The following is a 17,997-nucleotide window of genomic DNA, read 5'->3' as shown; positions in this document are numbered from 1 at the left end:
AAGAATATCTATGAGCATTTAGATTCAAATTTAAAAACGAGAAATCGTTTTTTTGATTGTTGTTTTTAAAGAATTTCATAATTCAGTGTTTAGCGCACAACTTTTTGATAAAAAGAACAAAAACAACACTTAAAGCACCTTATTTTTAAAAATAAGGTGCTCTTTTTTTACACCTATAGAATACTAGTAAAATACACTGCTAAGTACTATATTTGTGCCTCTATTTTGTAAACCTTTATTAGATTTGGTTTACTTCTTTAATACAATCGTTAGAAATCACAGAATATGTCAGACAAACAAAAGATTATTTATACAAAAACTGATGAGGCTCCAGCTTTAGCTACGCGTTCTTTTTTACCAATTGTTACGTCTTTTACAAAATCATCTAATATTCATATCGAAGTAAAAGATATTTCACTTGCAGGGAGAATTTTAGCTAATTTTCCAGATTTCTTAAAAGAAGAACAACGTGTAGAGGACGCTTTAGCATATCTAGGTAATCTAGCAAAAAAACCTGAAGCAAATATTATAAAACTACCAAACATAAGTGCCTCAGTACCACAATTAAAAAGTGCCATAAAAGAACTTCAGTCGTTAGGATATGCACTACCAGATTACCCTGAAGAAGTGAAAACTGAAGAAGACAAAGCAATCTTAGCTCGTTATAATAAAATAAAAGGATCGGCTGTAAATCCCGTATTACGTGAAGGCAATTCAGATCGTCGTGCGCCTAAAGCTGTAAAAAACTATGCTAAAAAGAACCCGCATTCTATGGGGGCTTGGTCTTCAAACTCTAAAACTCATGTAGCCACAATGGCATCGGGTGACTTTGCTCATAACGAACAATCTGTAACGCTACTAGAAAATACCACAGTAACTATTAAGTTTATAAGTAATGACGGAAACTCCTTGATACTAAAGGAAGGGTTGCCGCTTTTAACAGGCGAAATCATCGACGCTTCCGTAATGAGCAAAAAGGCATTACTATCGTTTTTAGAGGAGCAAGTAATCGATGCTAAAGAGAAAGGCGTCTTGTTCTCCCTACACATGAAAGCAACTATGATGAAGGTATCTGACCCAATTATTTTTGGCCACGCTGTAAGGATTTTTTTTAAAGATGTATTTAAAAAACACCATCAAACTTTTGAAGAAATAGGAGTTGATGTTAACAATGGTTTTGGAAACCTATTAAGTAATTTAGATGAGCTCTCAGAAGAGAAAAGAAATGAAATATTAGCAGACATTGAGCAAGTATATGCAAATAACCCTGATTTAGCAATGGTAAATTCTGATAAAGGAATTACCAATCTACATGTACCTTCTCATGTAATTATTGATGCTTCAGTACCCGCCATGATTAGAACTTCAGGGCAAATGTGGAATAAAGAAGGTAAACAACAAGATACCAAGGTTATCATCCCAGATAGCTCTTATGCTAGCTTATATGAAACCACAATAGATTTTTGCAAGAAGCATGGAGCATTTGATCCAACAACTATGGGAACTGTACCCAACGTAGGACTCATGGCAAAGAAAGCCGAAGAATATGGTTCTCATGATAAAACGTTTGAAATACAATCAAATGGTAAAGTACAAGTAGTAGATGCTAATGATACTGTTTTGACAGAACATACTGTTGAAACGGGAGACATATGGCGCATGTGCCAAACCAAAGATGCCCCTGTAAGAGATTGGGTAAAGCTAGCTGTTTCAAGAGCAAAAGCAACAAACACTCCTGCTGTTTTTTGGTTAGATAAAAATAGAGCGCATGATGCAGAGCTTATTAAAAAGGTAGAAAAATATTTACTTGAGCATGATGTAGAAAGTTTAGAAATAAAAATAATGTCTGTTTCTGAAGCCACAAAATATACCTTAGAACGTGTTAGAAAAGGGGAAGATACTATTTCGGTAAGTGGTAATGTATTACGCGATTACTTAACTGATCTTTTTCCTATTTTAGAACTTGGCACTTCTGCAAAAATGCTCTCTATTGTTCCGCTTATGAATGGCGGTGGTTTATTTGAAACTGGAGCAGGAGGTTCTGCTCCCAAACATGTACAACAGTTTGTGACAGAAAACCATTTACGATGGGACTCATTAGGAGAGTTTTTGGCTTTAGCTGTATCGCTAGAGCATTTAGGAGAAACTAATAATAATGCTAAAGCAAAAATATTGGCAGAAACCTTAGATAATGCTATTGAAAAATTATTAGACAATAAGAAATCTCCGTCAAGAAAAGCTGGAGAGTTAGACAACAGAGGTAGCCATTTTTATTTAGCCATGTATTGGGCAGAAGAATTAGCAAATCAGAATAAAAACCCAGAGCTTAAAGAACAATTTGCAATAGTAGTTGAGAAAATGAAGGTAAATGAAAATACAATTATTGAAGAACTCAATAAAATTCAAGGAAGACCTGTTAATATTGATGGATATTACGTTCCGAATGATGAATTAGCGAATAATGCCATGCGCCCTAATCATACCTTTAATTCTATACTAGAAAACGTTTAATTTTAATATATACCATAAAGCAAAAGCAGGCAAGAATTACTTCTTGACCTGCTTTTTCAATAACTAACTAACTCAATGTACTTATATGACACATACTTTTTTAAAAAGTCACATTTTTATTTTGTATGTATAAAGATAAAAGAGCAAATCAATGATCTGCCCTTTTCCCTTCTTAATTAACTGTGAATTCTAAATCTTTCTTCTAGCAATTCTTTATCTTCACTCTCAATTAATATGACACACACTTTTTAGCAAGGTCACATTTTCTTTCAAAAAAAATTCGAGCAAAAAAAAGTAGATTAGATAACCTACTTTATTCTTTTTCTTAGCAATGTTCCCTATTTTTACGACAATACTCTCTCTTTCTTCTTTTAAGACAGTTTCTTTTTAAATAAGTCACATAAATTCGTAAAAAACTTTTAAATAGTTCTTTTATCTGTATTTTTGAATATGAATTTTACCAGAACTACCGAACAAGAATCTTATTATAAAGACCTCGAAAAAATGAGTGTTCATGGGCTTCTTATGAATATAAACACTGAAGATAAAACCGTACCTAAGGCAGTTGAAAAAGCTATTTCACAGATAGAAAAATTAGTAACTGTAATTGTAAAGAAGTTAAAAAATGAAGGGAGATTATTTTACATTGGTGCTGGCACAAGTGGTAGATTAGGTATTGTAGATGCCTCAGAATGCCCTCCTACTTTTGGCGTATCGCATGATTTGGTAATCGGATTAATCGCTGGTGGTGATGAAGCTATTAGAAAAGCTGTAGAATTTGCTGAGGATAGTACAGAACAGGGATGGAAAGATTTAAAAGCACATGCTATTTCTGAAAAAGATGTAGTAATTGGTATTGCAGCATCAGGAACTACCCCTTATGTAATTGGAGCGTTAAAAAAATGTAATGAGAACAATATCACAACTGGTTGCATTACCTGTAATGAAGAAAGTCCGCTTAGTAATGCAGCACAATACCCCATAGAAGTTGTCGTTGGACCAGAATTCGTTACAGGGAGTTCACGTATGAAAGCTGGCACAGCTCAGAAATTAGTACTTAACATGATCTCTACCGCAACTATGATACAGCTCGGCAAAGTAAAAGGCAACAAAATGATTGATATGCAACTTTCTAATAACAAATTAGTAGATAGAGGTACTAAAATGGTAATGAATGAATTACAAATTGAAGAAGCCCTAGCAAATAATTTGTTAGTAAAATATGGTAGTGTGAGAAATGCTATAAATAATTATAAAAATGAGAAATAACAAACCAACCGTAACAAATGGATTAAAGTACTTTGCATTAGCATTACCACTATTGTTTGGAGCACCTATACTTATTACTATTGGTTTTAAAGCTCTAGCAAAAGACGATAAATATGCACTATTAATACTTGGTATTATTTTAGGGCTACTGGCTATTTTTATTACAGCAAAAGCAGTAAGCATCATACTAAAAGCTCTTTTTGATAAGCGAAATGATGCCTAAACTATTTAAATCTAAGCTTACGCAATGGGAATATTGGCCTTCTTATGTGTTTTATTTCCCGTTAATACCCTATTATATCTACAAAGCGATACGTGCCAAAAATTTAGTTTTCTATCTTGCAACAAATCCCGCTATAAAATACTCTGGTAATGGCACAGAATCAAAATACGCAACGCTACAACTTATACCCGAAGAGTATCGCCCTAAATCAATTTTAATTGAAATAAATTCAAATTTCAATCAAGTAAAGAATACTATGATTGATAACAAAATTGATTTTCCAATCATTGCTAAGCCAGATATAGGTTTCAGAGGTTTTTTGGTAAAAAAGATTGATACTAATGAACAGTTAAAAAGATATCTTGAAAAAGTTGACATCCCTATTATCATTCAAGAATTTATTACACTTAAAAATGAATGTGGTGTTTTCTATTCTAGAATTCCCGACACAGAAAAAGGAAATATTTCATCTTTAACCCTTAAAAAATTTCTAGCCACCACAGGTGATGGTATTTCAACATTATCGCAGTTAATTTTAAGTGATGATCGTGCTAAAAATTACTATCAATTACTTCAAAACATTCATAAAGAAAAAATGAATGAGATACCTGAAAAAGGAAATGAAATATTATTATCAGTAATCGGTAATCATGCCAAAGGCACTCAATTCATTAATGGTAATCATTTAATTGATGTTGAGCTACATAAGACATTTGATCGTTTAAATAAACAGATTGATGGCTGGTATTATGGCCGACTTGATATAAAATACGATACTTTCGAAAAACTTAAAAAAGGAGAGAATTTTAAAATCTTGGAAATTAATGGAATTATAGCTGAGCCTACCCATATGTATGATGCACAAAATGCTACTTATTTTGATGCTTTAAATAGTATTAAAGATCACTGGCGTATTATTAATAAAATAGCCCTCACTAATCATAAAAAATTTCATGTTTCATATCCAAAAATAATTCCTTATTTAAAGGATATGTTATGGCTACGTAAACATGCTAAAAAAATCGTGCGCCTAACAAAAGAAGCTTAAGAATTTACTTCTTCCTCTCTAGGTGTTGTTGGATTGTATCCAAAATCTGCATCAGGTAGTTCAATACCTAACTCCGCTATAATGTATCCTATACTAGCAAAGTGATGAATAGCGTGACTATGCGCCTGAATTAGAATAGAGTTTAGTGTATAGTTTGCTGTTACCTTCCCTAAACCTAAATCATCAGTAACTTCAACAATTGTATTAAAATCAGAAGTATCTAATCCTGCTACTTTTGTAAGTATATCATCAAAATAAGCAAGGCCAAAGGCAATTTTTTGTTCTGCAAGTTCATTACGTTTTCTCGCAGTTAAATCAATTTTTCCTGTTTCTAATCCACAAAAAATGCAGTCAAATACATCAAGAATATGACGCATATGTCTGCCAATACTAGAATAGTAAGGTTTTACTGAAACATCACTATACTGTTCGTCGTTAATAGAGTTTAATAGTCGTACACCTCTATTGAGATTATGCTTAATTGCTTCTATCATTTTTTTAGGTTAGTTATTGAATCGAGCGAAACAAATATAATAATTTATGCGTGCCTCACTTTTTAAAAATACCTTTCTAGTACAATTCTTATCAACAATCAGTTAAAAATATCTTATACTATTTAAAACAAGATACCTTAGTAAGAATTTTTGATAAAATTAAAATCTGACTATCAGTCGATTATAGATTAATTTCATTACATCAAAAAAACAAAAATATTTTTTTGGCATGCTCTTTGAAAATTTACTGACAAGTGGTAGCCGAAAAACTTATAGAGTAGGCATAATCCTTAAAACCATATATTATGAAAAAAGTATTACTATTAACGTTAAGTATGCTCATGATGGTTTCTATTGTTGAAGCCAATGAGGGCATCAAATCAAACAGTAAAAAGGGTTATTTCAATTATATTGGAGCACGCCCAGTAAAATTTACTGAACGCGGTATTCAGTTCTTTGTATTTCCCAATGGAGATTTAGAGTTTAATACTCGTAGTGGTTACAGAACTCAATACTATTACAGAAATGGTAAGCGATACAAAAAGAGAGTGCCACAAAGAAGCGTACGAATTACTAGAGATTATTACGGACGTGCAAAAAGAGTTGGTAATGTATCTATTAATTATAATAGGCTAGGCAATGTTACCAGAGTAGGATCTGTTTTTATTGACTATCATAGCGGTAGAAAATTAAGACAAATTGGAGGACTTCGTATTAAGTATGATAGATTTGGAAGAGTTCGTTATTATGGAAATGTGAAACCAAGATGGAACGATAGAATCTATTTTAACGATTACATTTATGACTATGACGATAATTTCTTTTATGATGATGATTTTTATGATGATTTTGATGCGTATGGAGAAGATGATGATTTTTTCTACTATAAATCAAAAAAAGGAAAAAAAGGTCTTAAAAATAATCAGATCATAAAAAGAAGAAAGCATCTTAAAAAACGTAAAAAAGATAATGGCGATGATGATTAATATTCAATGGTAATTAAATGCAAAGCCTCATTTATAAAGTGAGGCTTTTTTATTTTAAATACTTATTTATAAGGCTTTTAATATCCTCTGAAATATTTAATTTCAATATTAGTAATCCATAAACCAAAGAAATAATAACGGTCTTTAACAAGATATTAAGTATCGGATGAAAAGGGAAGTTCCAGAAATAAAAAGCAAGAAATAAAACTATAATCAACAACAACACTTTTATGGTCTGCGAAGAAAAAGGCTGTATTTTTAATTTCTGCTTTACATACCATACTTTAAAAACACTAAATACAAACACAACAATAAGCGTTGCAAGTGCCGCACCATTAATACCCATTAACGAGAGCAGCCACTTATTTAAGAAAATAACACTTATCGCCATTGCCAACGATAAGTAAAAGAAAACTTTATAATATTTAGAGTTTGTTAAAATAGCTCCATTAGAACCTAATGCCAATTTTATGAGTTCAGAAATTGAGATTAGTAACACTATTAATACACCTATAGCATATTCTGGTTTATCAATGATTAGGTATAAATCTTTTACATTTAAATTAATTAGTAAAAACAGCAAACCACCTACTACTAATAAATTAATTGAACTTTTTTTATACAAACTTGCTACCTCTGGTATATTTTGATCATTTAATTCTTTCGCTGTAAGCGGAGCAATTATTTGTTGCATTGCTCTAGAAGGAATTGCCACAACCGATGCTATGTAAATTCCCACGGAATAATACGCTACTTTAGCTATTTGTTCTAAAGTACCAATCATCGTTTTGTCAATTTCTAACACGATCGTTGCCGCAGAACCCGCTAGAATCATGTACATAGAATACGATAAAATTTCTTTACTATTTTTTGGTAGCTTAAAAGTAAATTTAGGTCTGTAAATAGAAAAAGCATACACCATCATAATAACCATTCTTACAAAATACACCATCACAAGTGCATAGATAAATTGCTCGTTGGTCAATTCATTTAAATACACTAAAATCAATAAAATTGTAGCCCCTACTCTAGCAAAAATCTCTTTTATAAAATTACCAAACACAGATTGCATCTGAATTTTGCTCCATGAATAAAAAACTTCAAAATATCCCATAAAAATGGCAACCAAAAAAATTAAATAGGTGTATGGTTTTATAATTTCATTTTCATTGGATAACCAATTTGCAATTACCTCATAAAATAAATTACCCATAAAAGCTACTGGAATAATAATGAGTAATGGTAAAAATAATGTAGTCGTTAAAAATTGATCTTGTTCTTCTTGTGTTTTATAAGCACTAAAAAACTTAATAACGCTATGTTGCATACTAAACACTAATAGCGGTAATAAGATATTCGCTGTAGAAAGCAAAAAACCTACTAAGCCAAAGTAATCATCCTTTAAAAAATTGGTATATAGAAAAAGTATATTAATTCCGCCAATAGCAAAACCTAAAAAAAGAATCAATGTATTTTTAAAAGATTGCTTTAGTACTATACCCATAGTTAGTGCTGTTGAGCAATTAGCTTTTTAGAAAGAAAATTAAATCGAATATACAACATAATAGCAGAAGCTGTGAGTCCAGCTAACAACCCTATCCAAATACCTACACTACCATACATGTCTTCTTTTCCTAGAACATAACTTACCGGAAAGCCTATAACCCAATAGGCAATAAAGGTAATGAGCGTTGGTATTTTTACATCTTGTAAGCCTCGTAAAGCACCTAGCACAACCACTTGAATACCATCAGAGATCTGAAAAACTGCGGCAACTAGTAATAATTTTGCAGCAATTGTCATTACTTCTATAGTATCTATTTGATTGACAAGATCATTCTGATCTAAATATATTTGTGGTAGTAGGTTGTTAAACACAAAGAAAATAGAAGCAAAAACAATATCTATAATAATTACCAAAAGAAATATCGAAAAAGCTATTCTTCGTAATTCTTTAAAATTTCGCAATCCTTTTTGATTGCCTACGCGAATCATAGCGGCTACACTCAAACCCATAGCAATCATAAACGTCATTGATGATAAGTTTAAAGCAATCTGATTCGCTGCCTGCGGATTTTTACCTAACACACCTGATAGCCATATAGCGGCCGTAAAAATAGCCACTTCAAAAAACATCTGTAAAGCAGAAGGAAATCCTAAATTAATAATCTTTTTTAAAATTGTTTCCTTTATATTTTTAAAGCTAAATCGTTCAAAATACGGTTTAAATTTTTCTTTACTTTTTAGTAATAACCAAATAAAAATGAGCATAATTATTCTTGAAACTAAGGTACCTATAGCCGCACCAATAATTCCCAACTCTGGGAAGCCTAACTTACCAAAAATCAACACATAATTAAGTATCACGTTAATCACATTGGCTAAAATAGTCGCCCACATCGCATATTTGGTTTGTGATAAACCATCTGCAAATTGTTTGAATCCTTGAAATATAATCAACGGTATTAATGAAAATGCAACTAAATCTAAATAAGGCATGGCAAATTTCACTACCTCTTCGGGTTGATCCATTCTATACATTAATGGTTTAATCGCTAAGATCAATAAGAATAAAGTAATGCCTAACACTGTACATAAAACCAATCCATGATTAAAAATTTGCTTCCCTTTTTCAACATTTTTCTCACCATCTGCCTCAGCAATTAACGGTGTTATCGCTGTAGAAAAACCAATACCTAGACTCATAGCAATAAAAATAAAACTATTGCCTAGAGAAACAGCGGCAAGTTCAGCAGGCCCTAACTGACCCACCATAATATTATCAATAAAACTTACCAAAGTATGACCAATCATACCCAACATAACTGGATAGGCAAGTTTTAAGTTATAACCGAATTCAGATGTATAATTACGGAGGTTCAATGAGGTTTGTTTAGAGAAGTAAATATAAAAACTATCGAAAACAATACTACTCTAATTATAGTTATTATTTGTACCAATCTTTTGTATGACCTTTAGACAATATTCTACATCAGTGACCAAATATTTAGTAAAGTAAGAACAAAAGAAACATAAAATCATATAAACCGCTTAAAATAAGGTATCGAGAATATTTTTAAAATATTAATTATTATTCTGAAAACACACAATAAAACCCAATTTTTGTTGTTATATATAGTCTAAAATACATTTTTATGAGTAGAAAGTTATTATACTGGACGCTCCCCTTTGTATTACTCTTACTATCTTGGTCTAGTGTAAACCTAGATGGTAAAACTGAAGCTGAAGAGCTTAAAGTCGCTAACAAATTAATTGATTTAGTAAATGAACACAGACTTAGTATTGGTAAGCCAATATTAGTTCGTAATGCTACTGCTGATCAATTAGCTTTAGACCATGCCACGTACATGATTTCGCAAAGTGAGGTTACTCATGAGAATTATGAAAATAGGTGGGATGTTTTAGAACAAAAAGAAAATGCTGAAGAAGTTACAGAAAACCTAGGTTTTGATGTTTCTGCAGACAGAGCATTATCAGCTTGTTTAAAAAATGTTTGGTTAAAAGCCAATGTTGAAGGTGATTTTACGCACACAGGCATTGCAGTAAAAAAAGATGCTAACGGTAAGTATTATTATACACAAATATTTTTCCGTTAATAAAGTATCAAACTAACAGATTAAAAAATTACTAGCTGCATGTATTTGTAGCTAGTTTTTTGTTTTATATATTATTAATTGACTTTATAAAAAGGAATACTCCGTTTATATGAATGATCATCTACAGTATATAAACTTTCAATCTGTATGGCATGATTTCCAGCAGATAAGCTATCTAACCTTATAAATACTTCATACCCTTCTCTATTATTGTGTAAATTTCGTCTGTAACGATAATCAATGCCTTTGAGTGTTTTTTGATCTATAGATATCGTGTAGTATCGCTCAGCACAGTTTACTTTAATCTCATTTCTTAATTCCCTATTTACATCTGTAGATTTAGCATCATCCCATTTGAAAGTTTTGCAAATAGTATCAATAAGCTTTTGCTCTCTTTGAAAAACAGGAATATATAGTTGAAGATAATTTTCATTTATAATTTCACTCTGAATAGTTGGTTCTAATATCTTTGAAGATTTTAATTTGTCTAAATAATTGTTTTGAATTACATAAGACTCATGAGAATTTAATTTCACAAAAATATCTGACCTGAAATATGGAACTAATTTATCAAACCTTGGCATTGCAGTTAATATACTAGTCATTATAATAGCAAACATACCAACAAAAAATAATTTTGAAGTTACATTAGTTCTGATTGTTTGTGCTATGTAACTATGAGCTCTATAACCAAAGAAGTATAAAATTTTAGTAAAGGTACTACTTATTTTATATCCATATTTTTTTGAAAAATTACTTTCTTTAAACTTTCCTTGTGTTAGTAATCCTCCAATTATCGAAAAAATAAAAAGCAAAATTACTAAAGCATAACCTATATAGTTTACAATTTTTACTGGCAAGAACTTTAACAATAATTCACTTAATAGTAAATAAATAACTATCCAAAAAGATGTCACGACTAGCGTTATAACCAAAGCACATAAAATAGAAAAAATAAGACTACATAATTTATCTAACTCTAAAGAATAACCTGATAAATCTGGAAATTCTTTTTTTAATTTTTCTTTATAATGCATAGGATACGCTTTGCTTTCCATATTTATTCCCTTAGGAAAAACTGAGCTTAATCCTAAAATACCAGCCCATAATATTCGAAGTATTAAATGTGTAATAAAACTAATGACTAAAACAGCATGGGCTGCATACATATAAATCATTAAAAAGTATAAAATATTAAGTGTTCGATCATTAAAGTTCAATACTGACCATTCAGCAAAATTATCAATGTAAATTCCTAAAGATAATGATCCATAGATAGCCAAACCAGATGCAATAAGTTCCGCCTGCCAAGATTGTGCTTCTAAAGCTCGTAACCATTTTGGCTTTTTATCGTTTAACATCTTGTGCGTTTGGTCGTTCATAGTTAATCTTTTAGCAAATATGTGTCATAATTTTCAATTGCCTGAATAATGAGTTTTACAGCTTCTACATAAAAATCTTGATTTATATTTTCAAATGTATCACTTGGCTTATGATAATCTTTATGATCTTCTACTCCGAAGTAGATAAAAGGGATCTTTTGATTATGAAAAATTCTGTGATCGGAAGAAAAAGTCCAATCATCTTGCTCTTTATTATTCGGATCGTCATGACCATATAAAAGCTTAATAGGTGATTTAATGTCTTCTAGTGGCTGCTTTAATTGCGGGTAATGATATAAACCTGAAGCGTACAATTCTAGGGAATCGTTGTGCGCGATCATATCCATGTTTACATTCAATACAATATTTTTTTGATCAACAGGAAAATTATCCAGCAAATATTGACACCCTGGAGAGCCAATTTCTTCAGCATCTACAGCCGCTAAAATTAAAGTGTGATTGGGCTTCTTGTCTTTAAAATAAGCTGCTATTGCCAAAAGTGCTATGGTACCAGATGCATCATCATCAGCTCCGTTGTAAATCTCACCGTTTCGAATACCTAAATGATCTAGATGGCCCGTAATTACAATAACTTGATCTGTTTTACCCTGTATTTTTGCCACTACATTACCTCCCACTAATGTGGTATCAGGTATGTTAGCAACATCGCTAAAATCACCCTCCAGTGGAAACATTCTTAGTCGTCTCTTACCCTTAATAGTGTGTGAAAATTTTTGAATATATCCTTCAAGAAAAGCACTATCAATACCCATGGCTTTAAACCTTTCAACCATAAATTGTTGTGCTTTTCTATTACCCTTAGTGGCAAATCCCCTACCCTCGTAGGCATCACTAGAAATAGTTTTTAAATTACTAAGTAGTTCCTCTCGATCAATTTCAATGATTTCTGACTTCGTCTGAGATTTACATGAATATAACGAGAATGCAAGAATAAAAGAATAGATAAAATATTTCATGATTACTGTTTTCGTGTTTACTAAAATAGTGTTTATAGTTAACATAACCTATGGTTATTACTCTTCTTTCACTTCTTCAAAATCTACATCTTGTACATCATCGCCTTCAGTTGCAGAACCATTGGCTCCTGCATCTGTAGTTGGGCCACCAGCAGCTTGTGCTTCCTGTTGTGCTTTGTACATTTCTTCAGAGGCTACTTTCCAAGCTTCATTAATCTTTTCCATTGCAGCATCAATTTGTGCAATATCTTTAGACTCATGTGCTTTTTTTAATTCTTCTAAAGCAGCCTCAATCGGTGCTTTTTTATCATCAGATAATTTATCACCAAATTCACTTAATTGCTTTTCCGTTTGGAAAATCATAGAATCAGCACCATTAATCTTTTCAGCCGTTTCTTTTGCTTGCTTATCTGCTTCAGCATTAGCTTCAGCTTCAGCTTTCATCTTTTCTATTTCTTCGTCTGTTAAACCAGAAGAAGCTTCAATTCTGATGTTATGTTCTTTACCAGTGCCTTTATCTTTTGCAGACACATTAATAATACCATTCGCATCAATATCGAAAGTAACTTCAATCTGAGGTACTCCTCTTGGCGCTGGTGGAATTCCATCTAAATGAAAACGACCAATGGTTTTATTATCAGCAGCCATCGCACGTTCACCTTGTAATACATGAATCTCTACAGAAGGCTGATTATCTGCAGCTGTTGAGAATACTTGTGATTTCTTAGTTGGGATTGTAGTGTTTGCTTCAATCAATTTTGTCATTACATTACCCATGGTCTCAATACCTAATGATAATGGTGTAACATCTAATAACAATACATCTTTTACATCACCTGTTAATACACCACCTTGAATCGCAGCACCTACCGCAACTACCTCATCTGGATTCACACCCTTAGAAGGTTTCTTGCCGAAAAACTTCTCTACTGCTTCTTGTACAGCAGGAATACGTGTTGAACCACCTACTAAGATAATTTCATCGATATCACTTGTTGAAAGATCTGCATTCTTCAATGCTGTCTGACATGGTTCAATTGTTCTTTTGATTAAGTCATCAATTAACTTCTCAAAATGTGATCTAGTCAATGTTCTTACCAAGTGCTTAGGGCCACTAGCCGTAGCCGTGATATACGGTAAGTTAATTTCTGTTTGCATAGACGATGATAATTCAATCTTCGCTTTTTCGGCCGCTTCCTTTAAACGTTGTAATGCCATCGGATCTTCGCGTAAGTCCATATTTTCTTCAGACTTAAACTCCTCGGCTAACCAATTGATGATCTTTTCATCAACATCATCACCACCTAAATGTGTATCACCGTCTGTAGATAATACTTCAAAAACACCATCACCTAATTCTAAGATAGAAACATCATGCGTACCTCCACCAAAGTCAAATACAACAATTTTTTTGTCTTCATTCTTTTTATCCATTCCATAAGCTAGTGCAGCCGCAGTTGGTTCATTAATAATACGCTCAACTTTCAATCCTGCGATCTCACCCGCTTCTTTGGTTGCTTGACGTTGCGCATCGTTAAAATATGCCGGAACCGTAATTACAGCCTGACTTACAGAAGTACCTAAGTAGTCTTCGGCAGTCTTTTTCATTTTTTGCAATACCATTGCTGACAATTCTTGAGGTGTATATAAACGACCATCAATATCAACTCTAGGTGTATTATTATCACCTTTTACCACTTTATAGGGTACGCGCTCTGCCTCTTTAGTAGATTCAGAGAACTTATTACCCATAAAACGTTTAATAGAATATACCGTTTTTGTTGGGTTTGTAACTGCCTGACGCTTCGCAGGGTCACCTACTTTAATCTCACCTCCTTCAACGAAAGCAATTACCGATGGTGTAGTTCTTTTACCTTCAGCATTAGGAATTACAACTGGCTCATTACCTTCCATTACAGAAACACATGAGTTGGTTGTTCCTAAATCTATTCCTATAATTTTACTCATAATATTGTTTTGTTGTTTTTGTTTTCAAAATTCTAATATGCTTTATTCTAGTCAATGACTGTGCCAGCAGCTTTTTTCAAGGTACTTTGACAGGAAAATCTTAAATAAAATGACAGAGTGTCATAAACTTCGATGTTATTGAAATAATTTGAGCATAAAAGCTGTCTTAATTAATCCTTTTTTTACTTTAGCCAAAAGTATCATTATAATGGAAAGCATTAGTGTTTTTGACATGTTAAAGATTGGTGTTGGGCCATCTAGTTCTCATACATTAGGACCTTGGCGTGCTGCCGAACGTTGGATAAAAGAACTAAAGAACGATAAGCTTTTTAATGCAGTTAAAGGCGTTAAAGTTGACCTATACGGTTCTTTGTCATTAACGGGAAAAGGACATGCTACTGATCTTGCTATTTTACTAGGATTATCAGGCGCTGATCCTGAAACAGTTCCTGTTGAGAATATATCAAAGATTATTGATGAGATAGAGAATACCGAAATCTTGAATTTAAATAAAGAATTAGAGATTCCATTTAATATTAAAAATTCTATCATTTTTAATCGTGATTTTTTACCATTTCATGCCAATGGAATTACTTTTACTGCTGTGCTACCTCATAAAAAAGTAAGCGCGACCTATTATTCTATTGGCGGCGGTTTTGTTGTAAAAAAAGAACGTAAAAATGCAAAAAAGAACCTATCAATTTTTAATACATTTCCTTATCCAATACAAAAAGCAACAGAGTTAACAGCGTATTGTCATAACTTAAACAAAAGTATCTCTGAAGTAGTTATAGAAAATGAAAAATCAATTCGTTCTGAACAACAAATTGATTTTGAAATACAACGTATTTGGCACACAATGTTAGAATGCATGTATATGGGTTGCCATACCGAAGGTACTTTACCTGGTGGATTAAACGTAAGACGCCGAGCATTTGATATGCATCAAAAACTAAAAGGAGATTTGACTTATAACTCTCCAGAAGAATGGTTAGAAACCATTCGTAAAACTGAGGTGAAATTTCGTCAGATATTAAAATGGGTAAGCTGCTTTGCCTTAAGTGTGAATGAAGTAAATGCCTCTTTAGGACGCGTAGTTACCGCACCCACCAATGGTAGCGCTGGTGTAATTCCGGCTGTATTGATGTATTATATGACAATAGAAAATCATGACGCTGATTTCAACCATATTAAGCAATTTTTATTAGTCGCAGGTGAAATAGGTAGTATCTTTAAGAAAGGTGCTACAATTTCTGCAGCCATGGGTGGTTGCCAAGCAGAAATTGGTGTATCATCAGCCATGGCAGCTGCTGCTCTATGTGAGTTGTTAGGCGGAAGTCCTGAACAGGTAATGATCGCCGCAGAAATCGCTATGGAACATCACTTAGGGTTAACTTGTGATCCTATTGGTGGTTTAGTACAAGTACCCTGCATAGAACGCAATTCTATGGGCGCTATAAAAGCAATTCATGCTGCCGAGCTAGCCTTAGAAACGGATCCAAAAAATGTAAAAGTACCTTTAGATAAAGTAGTTGACACCATGTGGGAAACCGCCAAAGACATGCATACTAAATACAAAGAAACTTCAGAAGGTGGTTTAGCCGTAAAAGTTAGTTTAAGTGATTGTTAATCTATTATTACTGTATCACCTAAAAATTTAGGCTGCACATTAAATAAGATATCTAAAAAAACTTTTGTTCTGGCCAAATACTCCCTGAGTTTAACCTTTAAACCATAACGACCAGAAACATCTTTGGCATTAAAGCCAATAGCTTCTATACCAAAATTTTCTGCCAAATAAATAGCACGCTTATTATGAAATTGCTGCGAAATAATAGTCACCTTATCTTGACCAAATATTTCCTTTACCCTAACTACAGAGTCTAAGGTTCGAAATCCTGCATAATCTAAATAACGTGAGTTCGATGCAACTAAACTTTGAGTTCTTTATAAACTAAAACGTCATTGCGAAAAAACGTAATAAAATGAAGTTTTTTGTGGCAATCTTATTCAAAAAGAAAGATTACTTCAGACTAAACGTCTTCGTAATGACGTATATAATTGATTTTTATATAATTTTCTGTTCTTTTCGTCGAACTCACGTTAAATATATTTTATCTTCAGGTATGCCTGCCTTTATTAAATCATTTTTAAATGTTATGGGCTCGTTATAACTTTTGGTAGCATTATCACCGCTCACGATAATGTATGCTATTTTGCCCTTTTTAAATAGTGCCACGGCTGCTTCAACTCGATAACTGTAATACAAGTTAGCCCTACCATTTGTTAAATACTTAGAAGTTCCTAAAACCAAACCTACTTTATTCTTCGATATGGCTTCTACACTATCAAACGTTTTGTCTTTAGCAGCACTTTCTATTTTAAAATTTGAAAGAAAAATTAGCAACACTAAAACCAGAGCTCCAACTACTCCTATTTTAAAAAATTTACCAATGTTCTTTTTCATTTAACGCGTAAAAACCAACTCTGTTTCTGTAGATAGATTTGCGTCAAAAGCATAGCCTTCTCTATCAAAACCTTTTAAGCCTTCTATGGTTTCAATATCATGATCAATAATATAACGTGTCATATAACCGCGGGCCAGTTTAGCAAAGGTCATAATCGTTTTGTACTGCCCATTTTTAAAGTCTTTAAAAATACACGTAATCACTGGAACCTTTAGAAGTTTAGGTTTAATCGCTTTAAAATACTCGGCACTTGCTAAATTTACAAAAACCTCATTATCATCTAGTTCATTATTCAAGGTTTCCGTGATTGAAGTGTCCCAAAACTGATAAAGATTATCTTTTCTACCTACTTTAAGGCGTGTTCCCATCTCTAAGCGATACGGTTGCATTAAATCAAGTGGTTTTAAGAGACCATATTGCCCTGAAATTATGCGTAATTTATCCTGCAATTGATCTAATTTATTTTCAGGTAAACTATCTACATCAAATCCGCGGAAAACATCTCCTTTAAACGTATAAATTGCCTGTCTTGCATTATCGGGCGTAAAAGGTAAAGACCAATTCTGATTGCGTTCATAATTTAATTGCCCTAAATTATCTGAAATACTCATTAATTTAGAAAGTTGCTTGGCACTTTTCTTTTTCAACACTCCAGCTAATTTTTCTGACTTCTCTAAAAAAGATGGCTGTGTAAACGTATTAGTAGGTATTTGCGATTCGCAATCTAATGATTTGGCGGGTGAGATAATTACTTTCATGTTCTATATTCTTTTACATGATAAAAATACAATTTGAAATAACAAGCATCAAGTTTTATTGTATTTAAAATCTATGTAGATATTATTAGATTCTATAGCGATTAATTTAGTTTTCTTTTTTAGTCATGTAACGAATTTCATTCTTTAATACAACTAATCTCCTCAATATTAAAGAAATGGTATTCAAAAAAAACGAAAACTAATTAGTTTTCGTTTTCAGGTTTATTAAATTCTGACTGATATTTATCTAAAAACTTTTTCTGCCTTGCCATCATATCTTGTCTCATTTTATCAAT

15 protein-coding genes and 1 pseudogene are annotated in these 17,997 nt (G+C 32.4%); 7 read left to right on the top strand and 9 right to left on the bottom strand.

What is annotated here, in order from left to right; genetic code table 11:
- The first annotated feature begins 285 nt into the window (after positions 1-285).
- From AC1EUY_RS10790 to AC1EUY_RS10775, 4 genes are all read left to right on the top strand, one after another.
- Complete coding sequence (locus AC1EUY_RS10790; protein WP_480195545.1) at positions 286-2,511, top strand: NADP-dependent isocitrate dehydrogenase; 2,226 nt, start codon at positions 286-288, stop codon at positions 2,509-2,511.
- Positions 2,512-2,961: 450 nt separating this feature from the next.
- The gene (murQ, locus tag AC1EUY_RS10785) at positions 2,962-3,780 is read left to right on the top strand and encodes an N-acetylmuramic acid 6-phosphate etherase (RefSeq protein ID WP_480195544.1); all 819 of its coding nucleotides are present in this window, start codon (positions 2,962-2,964) and stop codon (positions 3,778-3,780) included.
- Entirely contained in the window at positions 3,770-4,003 is a 234-nt protein-coding gene (locus AC1EUY_RS10780; protein WP_480195543.1) for a DUF6095 family protein, read from the top strand. Before murQ ends, AC1EUY_RS10780 begins: the two co-directional genes overlap by 11 nt.
- Complete coding sequence (locus tag AC1EUY_RS10775) at positions 3,996-5,051, top strand: hypothetical protein (protein ID WP_480195542.1); 1,056 nt, start codon at positions 3,996-3,998, stop codon at positions 5,049-5,051. Before AC1EUY_RS10780 ends, AC1EUY_RS10775 begins: the two co-directional genes overlap by 8 nt.
- Here AC1EUY_RS10775 and AC1EUY_RS10770 read toward each other — a convergent pair.
- A complete protein-coding gene (locus AC1EUY_RS10770) occupies positions 5,048-5,545 on the bottom strand; it encodes a DinB family protein (protein WP_480195541.1) in 498 nt (165 codons plus the stop codon). The genes AC1EUY_RS10775 and AC1EUY_RS10770 overlap by 4 nt on opposite strands.
- Positions 5,546-5,850: 305 nt before the next feature.
- Here AC1EUY_RS10770 and AC1EUY_RS10765 point away from each other — a divergent pair, with 305 nt between their 5' ends.
- Entirely contained in the window at positions 5,851-6,531 is a 681-nt protein-coding gene (locus tag AC1EUY_RS10765; RefSeq protein WP_480195540.1) for a hypothetical protein, read from the top strand.
- Between the two features lie 49 nt (positions 6,532-6,580).
- Here AC1EUY_RS10765 and AC1EUY_RS10760 read toward each other — a convergent pair whose 3' ends face one another.
- Positions 6,581-8,035: an oligosaccharide flippase family protein gene (locus tag AC1EUY_RS10760; RefSeq protein WP_480195539.1), complete on the bottom strand. Its 1,455-nt coding sequence runs from the start codon at positions 8,033-8,035 to the stop codon at positions 6,581-6,583.
- A gap of 2 nt (positions 8,036-8,037) precedes the next feature.
- The gene (locus AC1EUY_RS10755) at positions 8,038-9,414 is read right to left on the bottom strand and encodes an MATE family efflux transporter (RefSeq protein ID WP_480195538.1); all 1,377 of its coding nucleotides are present in this window, start codon (positions 9,412-9,414) and stop codon (positions 8,038-8,040) included.
- Positions 9,415-9,686: 272 nt separating this feature from the next.
- Between AC1EUY_RS10755 and AC1EUY_RS10750 the strand changes: the two genes are divergently transcribed.
- Positions 9,687-10,148 (top strand): CAP domain-containing protein, encoded by a 462-nt coding sequence (locus tag AC1EUY_RS10750; RefSeq protein ID WP_480195537.1) that lies wholly within the window; start codon positions 9,687-9,689, stop codon positions 10,146-10,148.
- 74 nt (positions 10,149-10,222) lie between these two features.
- Here AC1EUY_RS10750 and AC1EUY_RS10745 read toward each other — a convergent pair whose 3' ends face one another.
- The 3 genes from AC1EUY_RS10745 to dnaK are packed head-to-tail and all read right to left on the bottom strand — an operon-like array spanning position 10,223 to position 14,475.
- Entirely contained in the window at positions 10,223-11,530 is a 1,308-nt protein-coding gene (locus AC1EUY_RS10745) for a hypothetical protein (RefSeq protein ID WP_480195536.1), read from the bottom strand.
- A gap of 2 nt (positions 11,531-11,532) precedes the next feature.
- A complete protein-coding gene (locus AC1EUY_RS10740) occupies positions 11,533-12,507 on the bottom strand; it encodes a M20/M25/M40 family metallo-hydrolase (protein ID WP_480195535.1) in 975 nt (324 codons plus the stop codon).
- A 57-nt stretch (positions 12,508-12,564) separates the two neighbouring features.
- Positions 12,565-14,475: a molecular chaperone DnaK gene (gene dnaK, locus AC1EUY_RS10735; protein WP_480195534.1), complete on the bottom strand. Its 1,911-nt coding sequence runs from the start codon at positions 14,473-14,475 to the stop codon at positions 12,565-12,567.
- A gap of 208 nt (positions 14,476-14,683) precedes the next feature.
- Here dnaK and AC1EUY_RS10730 point away from each other — a divergent pair, with 208 nt between their 5' ends.
- Complete coding sequence (locus AC1EUY_RS10730) at positions 14,684-16,105, top strand: L-serine ammonia-lyase (protein ID WP_480195533.1); 1,422 nt, start codon at positions 14,684-14,686, stop codon at positions 16,103-16,105.
- Here the strand turns inward: AC1EUY_RS10730 and AC1EUY_RS10725 are convergent.
- The 3 genes and pseudogenes from AC1EUY_RS10725 to yaaA form a co-directional block, all read right to left on the bottom strand.
- A pseudogene (locus AC1EUY_RS10725) lies at positions 16,102-16,377 on the bottom strand (SanA/YdcF family protein); the annotation flags it as partial. The gene AC1EUY_RS10730 and the pseudogene AC1EUY_RS10725 sit on opposite strands and share 4 nt — an antisense overlap.
- 196 nt (positions 16,378-16,573) lie before the next feature.
- Positions 16,574-16,942 carry a SanA/YdcF family protein gene (locus tag AC1EUY_RS10720; RefSeq protein ID WP_480195532.1) on the bottom strand — a complete coding sequence of 123 codons (369 nt, stop codon included), beginning with the start codon at positions 16,940-16,942 and terminating at the stop codon, positions 16,574-16,576.
- Positions 16,943-17,701 (bottom strand): peroxide stress protein YaaA, encoded by a 759-nt coding sequence (gene yaaA, locus AC1EUY_RS10715; protein WP_480195531.1) that lies wholly within the window; start codon positions 17,699-17,701, stop codon positions 16,943-16,945. It lies immediately after the preceding gene.
- Positions 17,702-17,997 lie beyond the last annotated feature (296 nt).

It is taken from the genome of Maritimimonas sp. 2210JD6-3, from assembly GCF_056591795.1.
The sequence above is the reverse complement of the archived record's forward strand: the minus strand, read 5'-3'. Positions and strand labels throughout refer to the sequence as shown.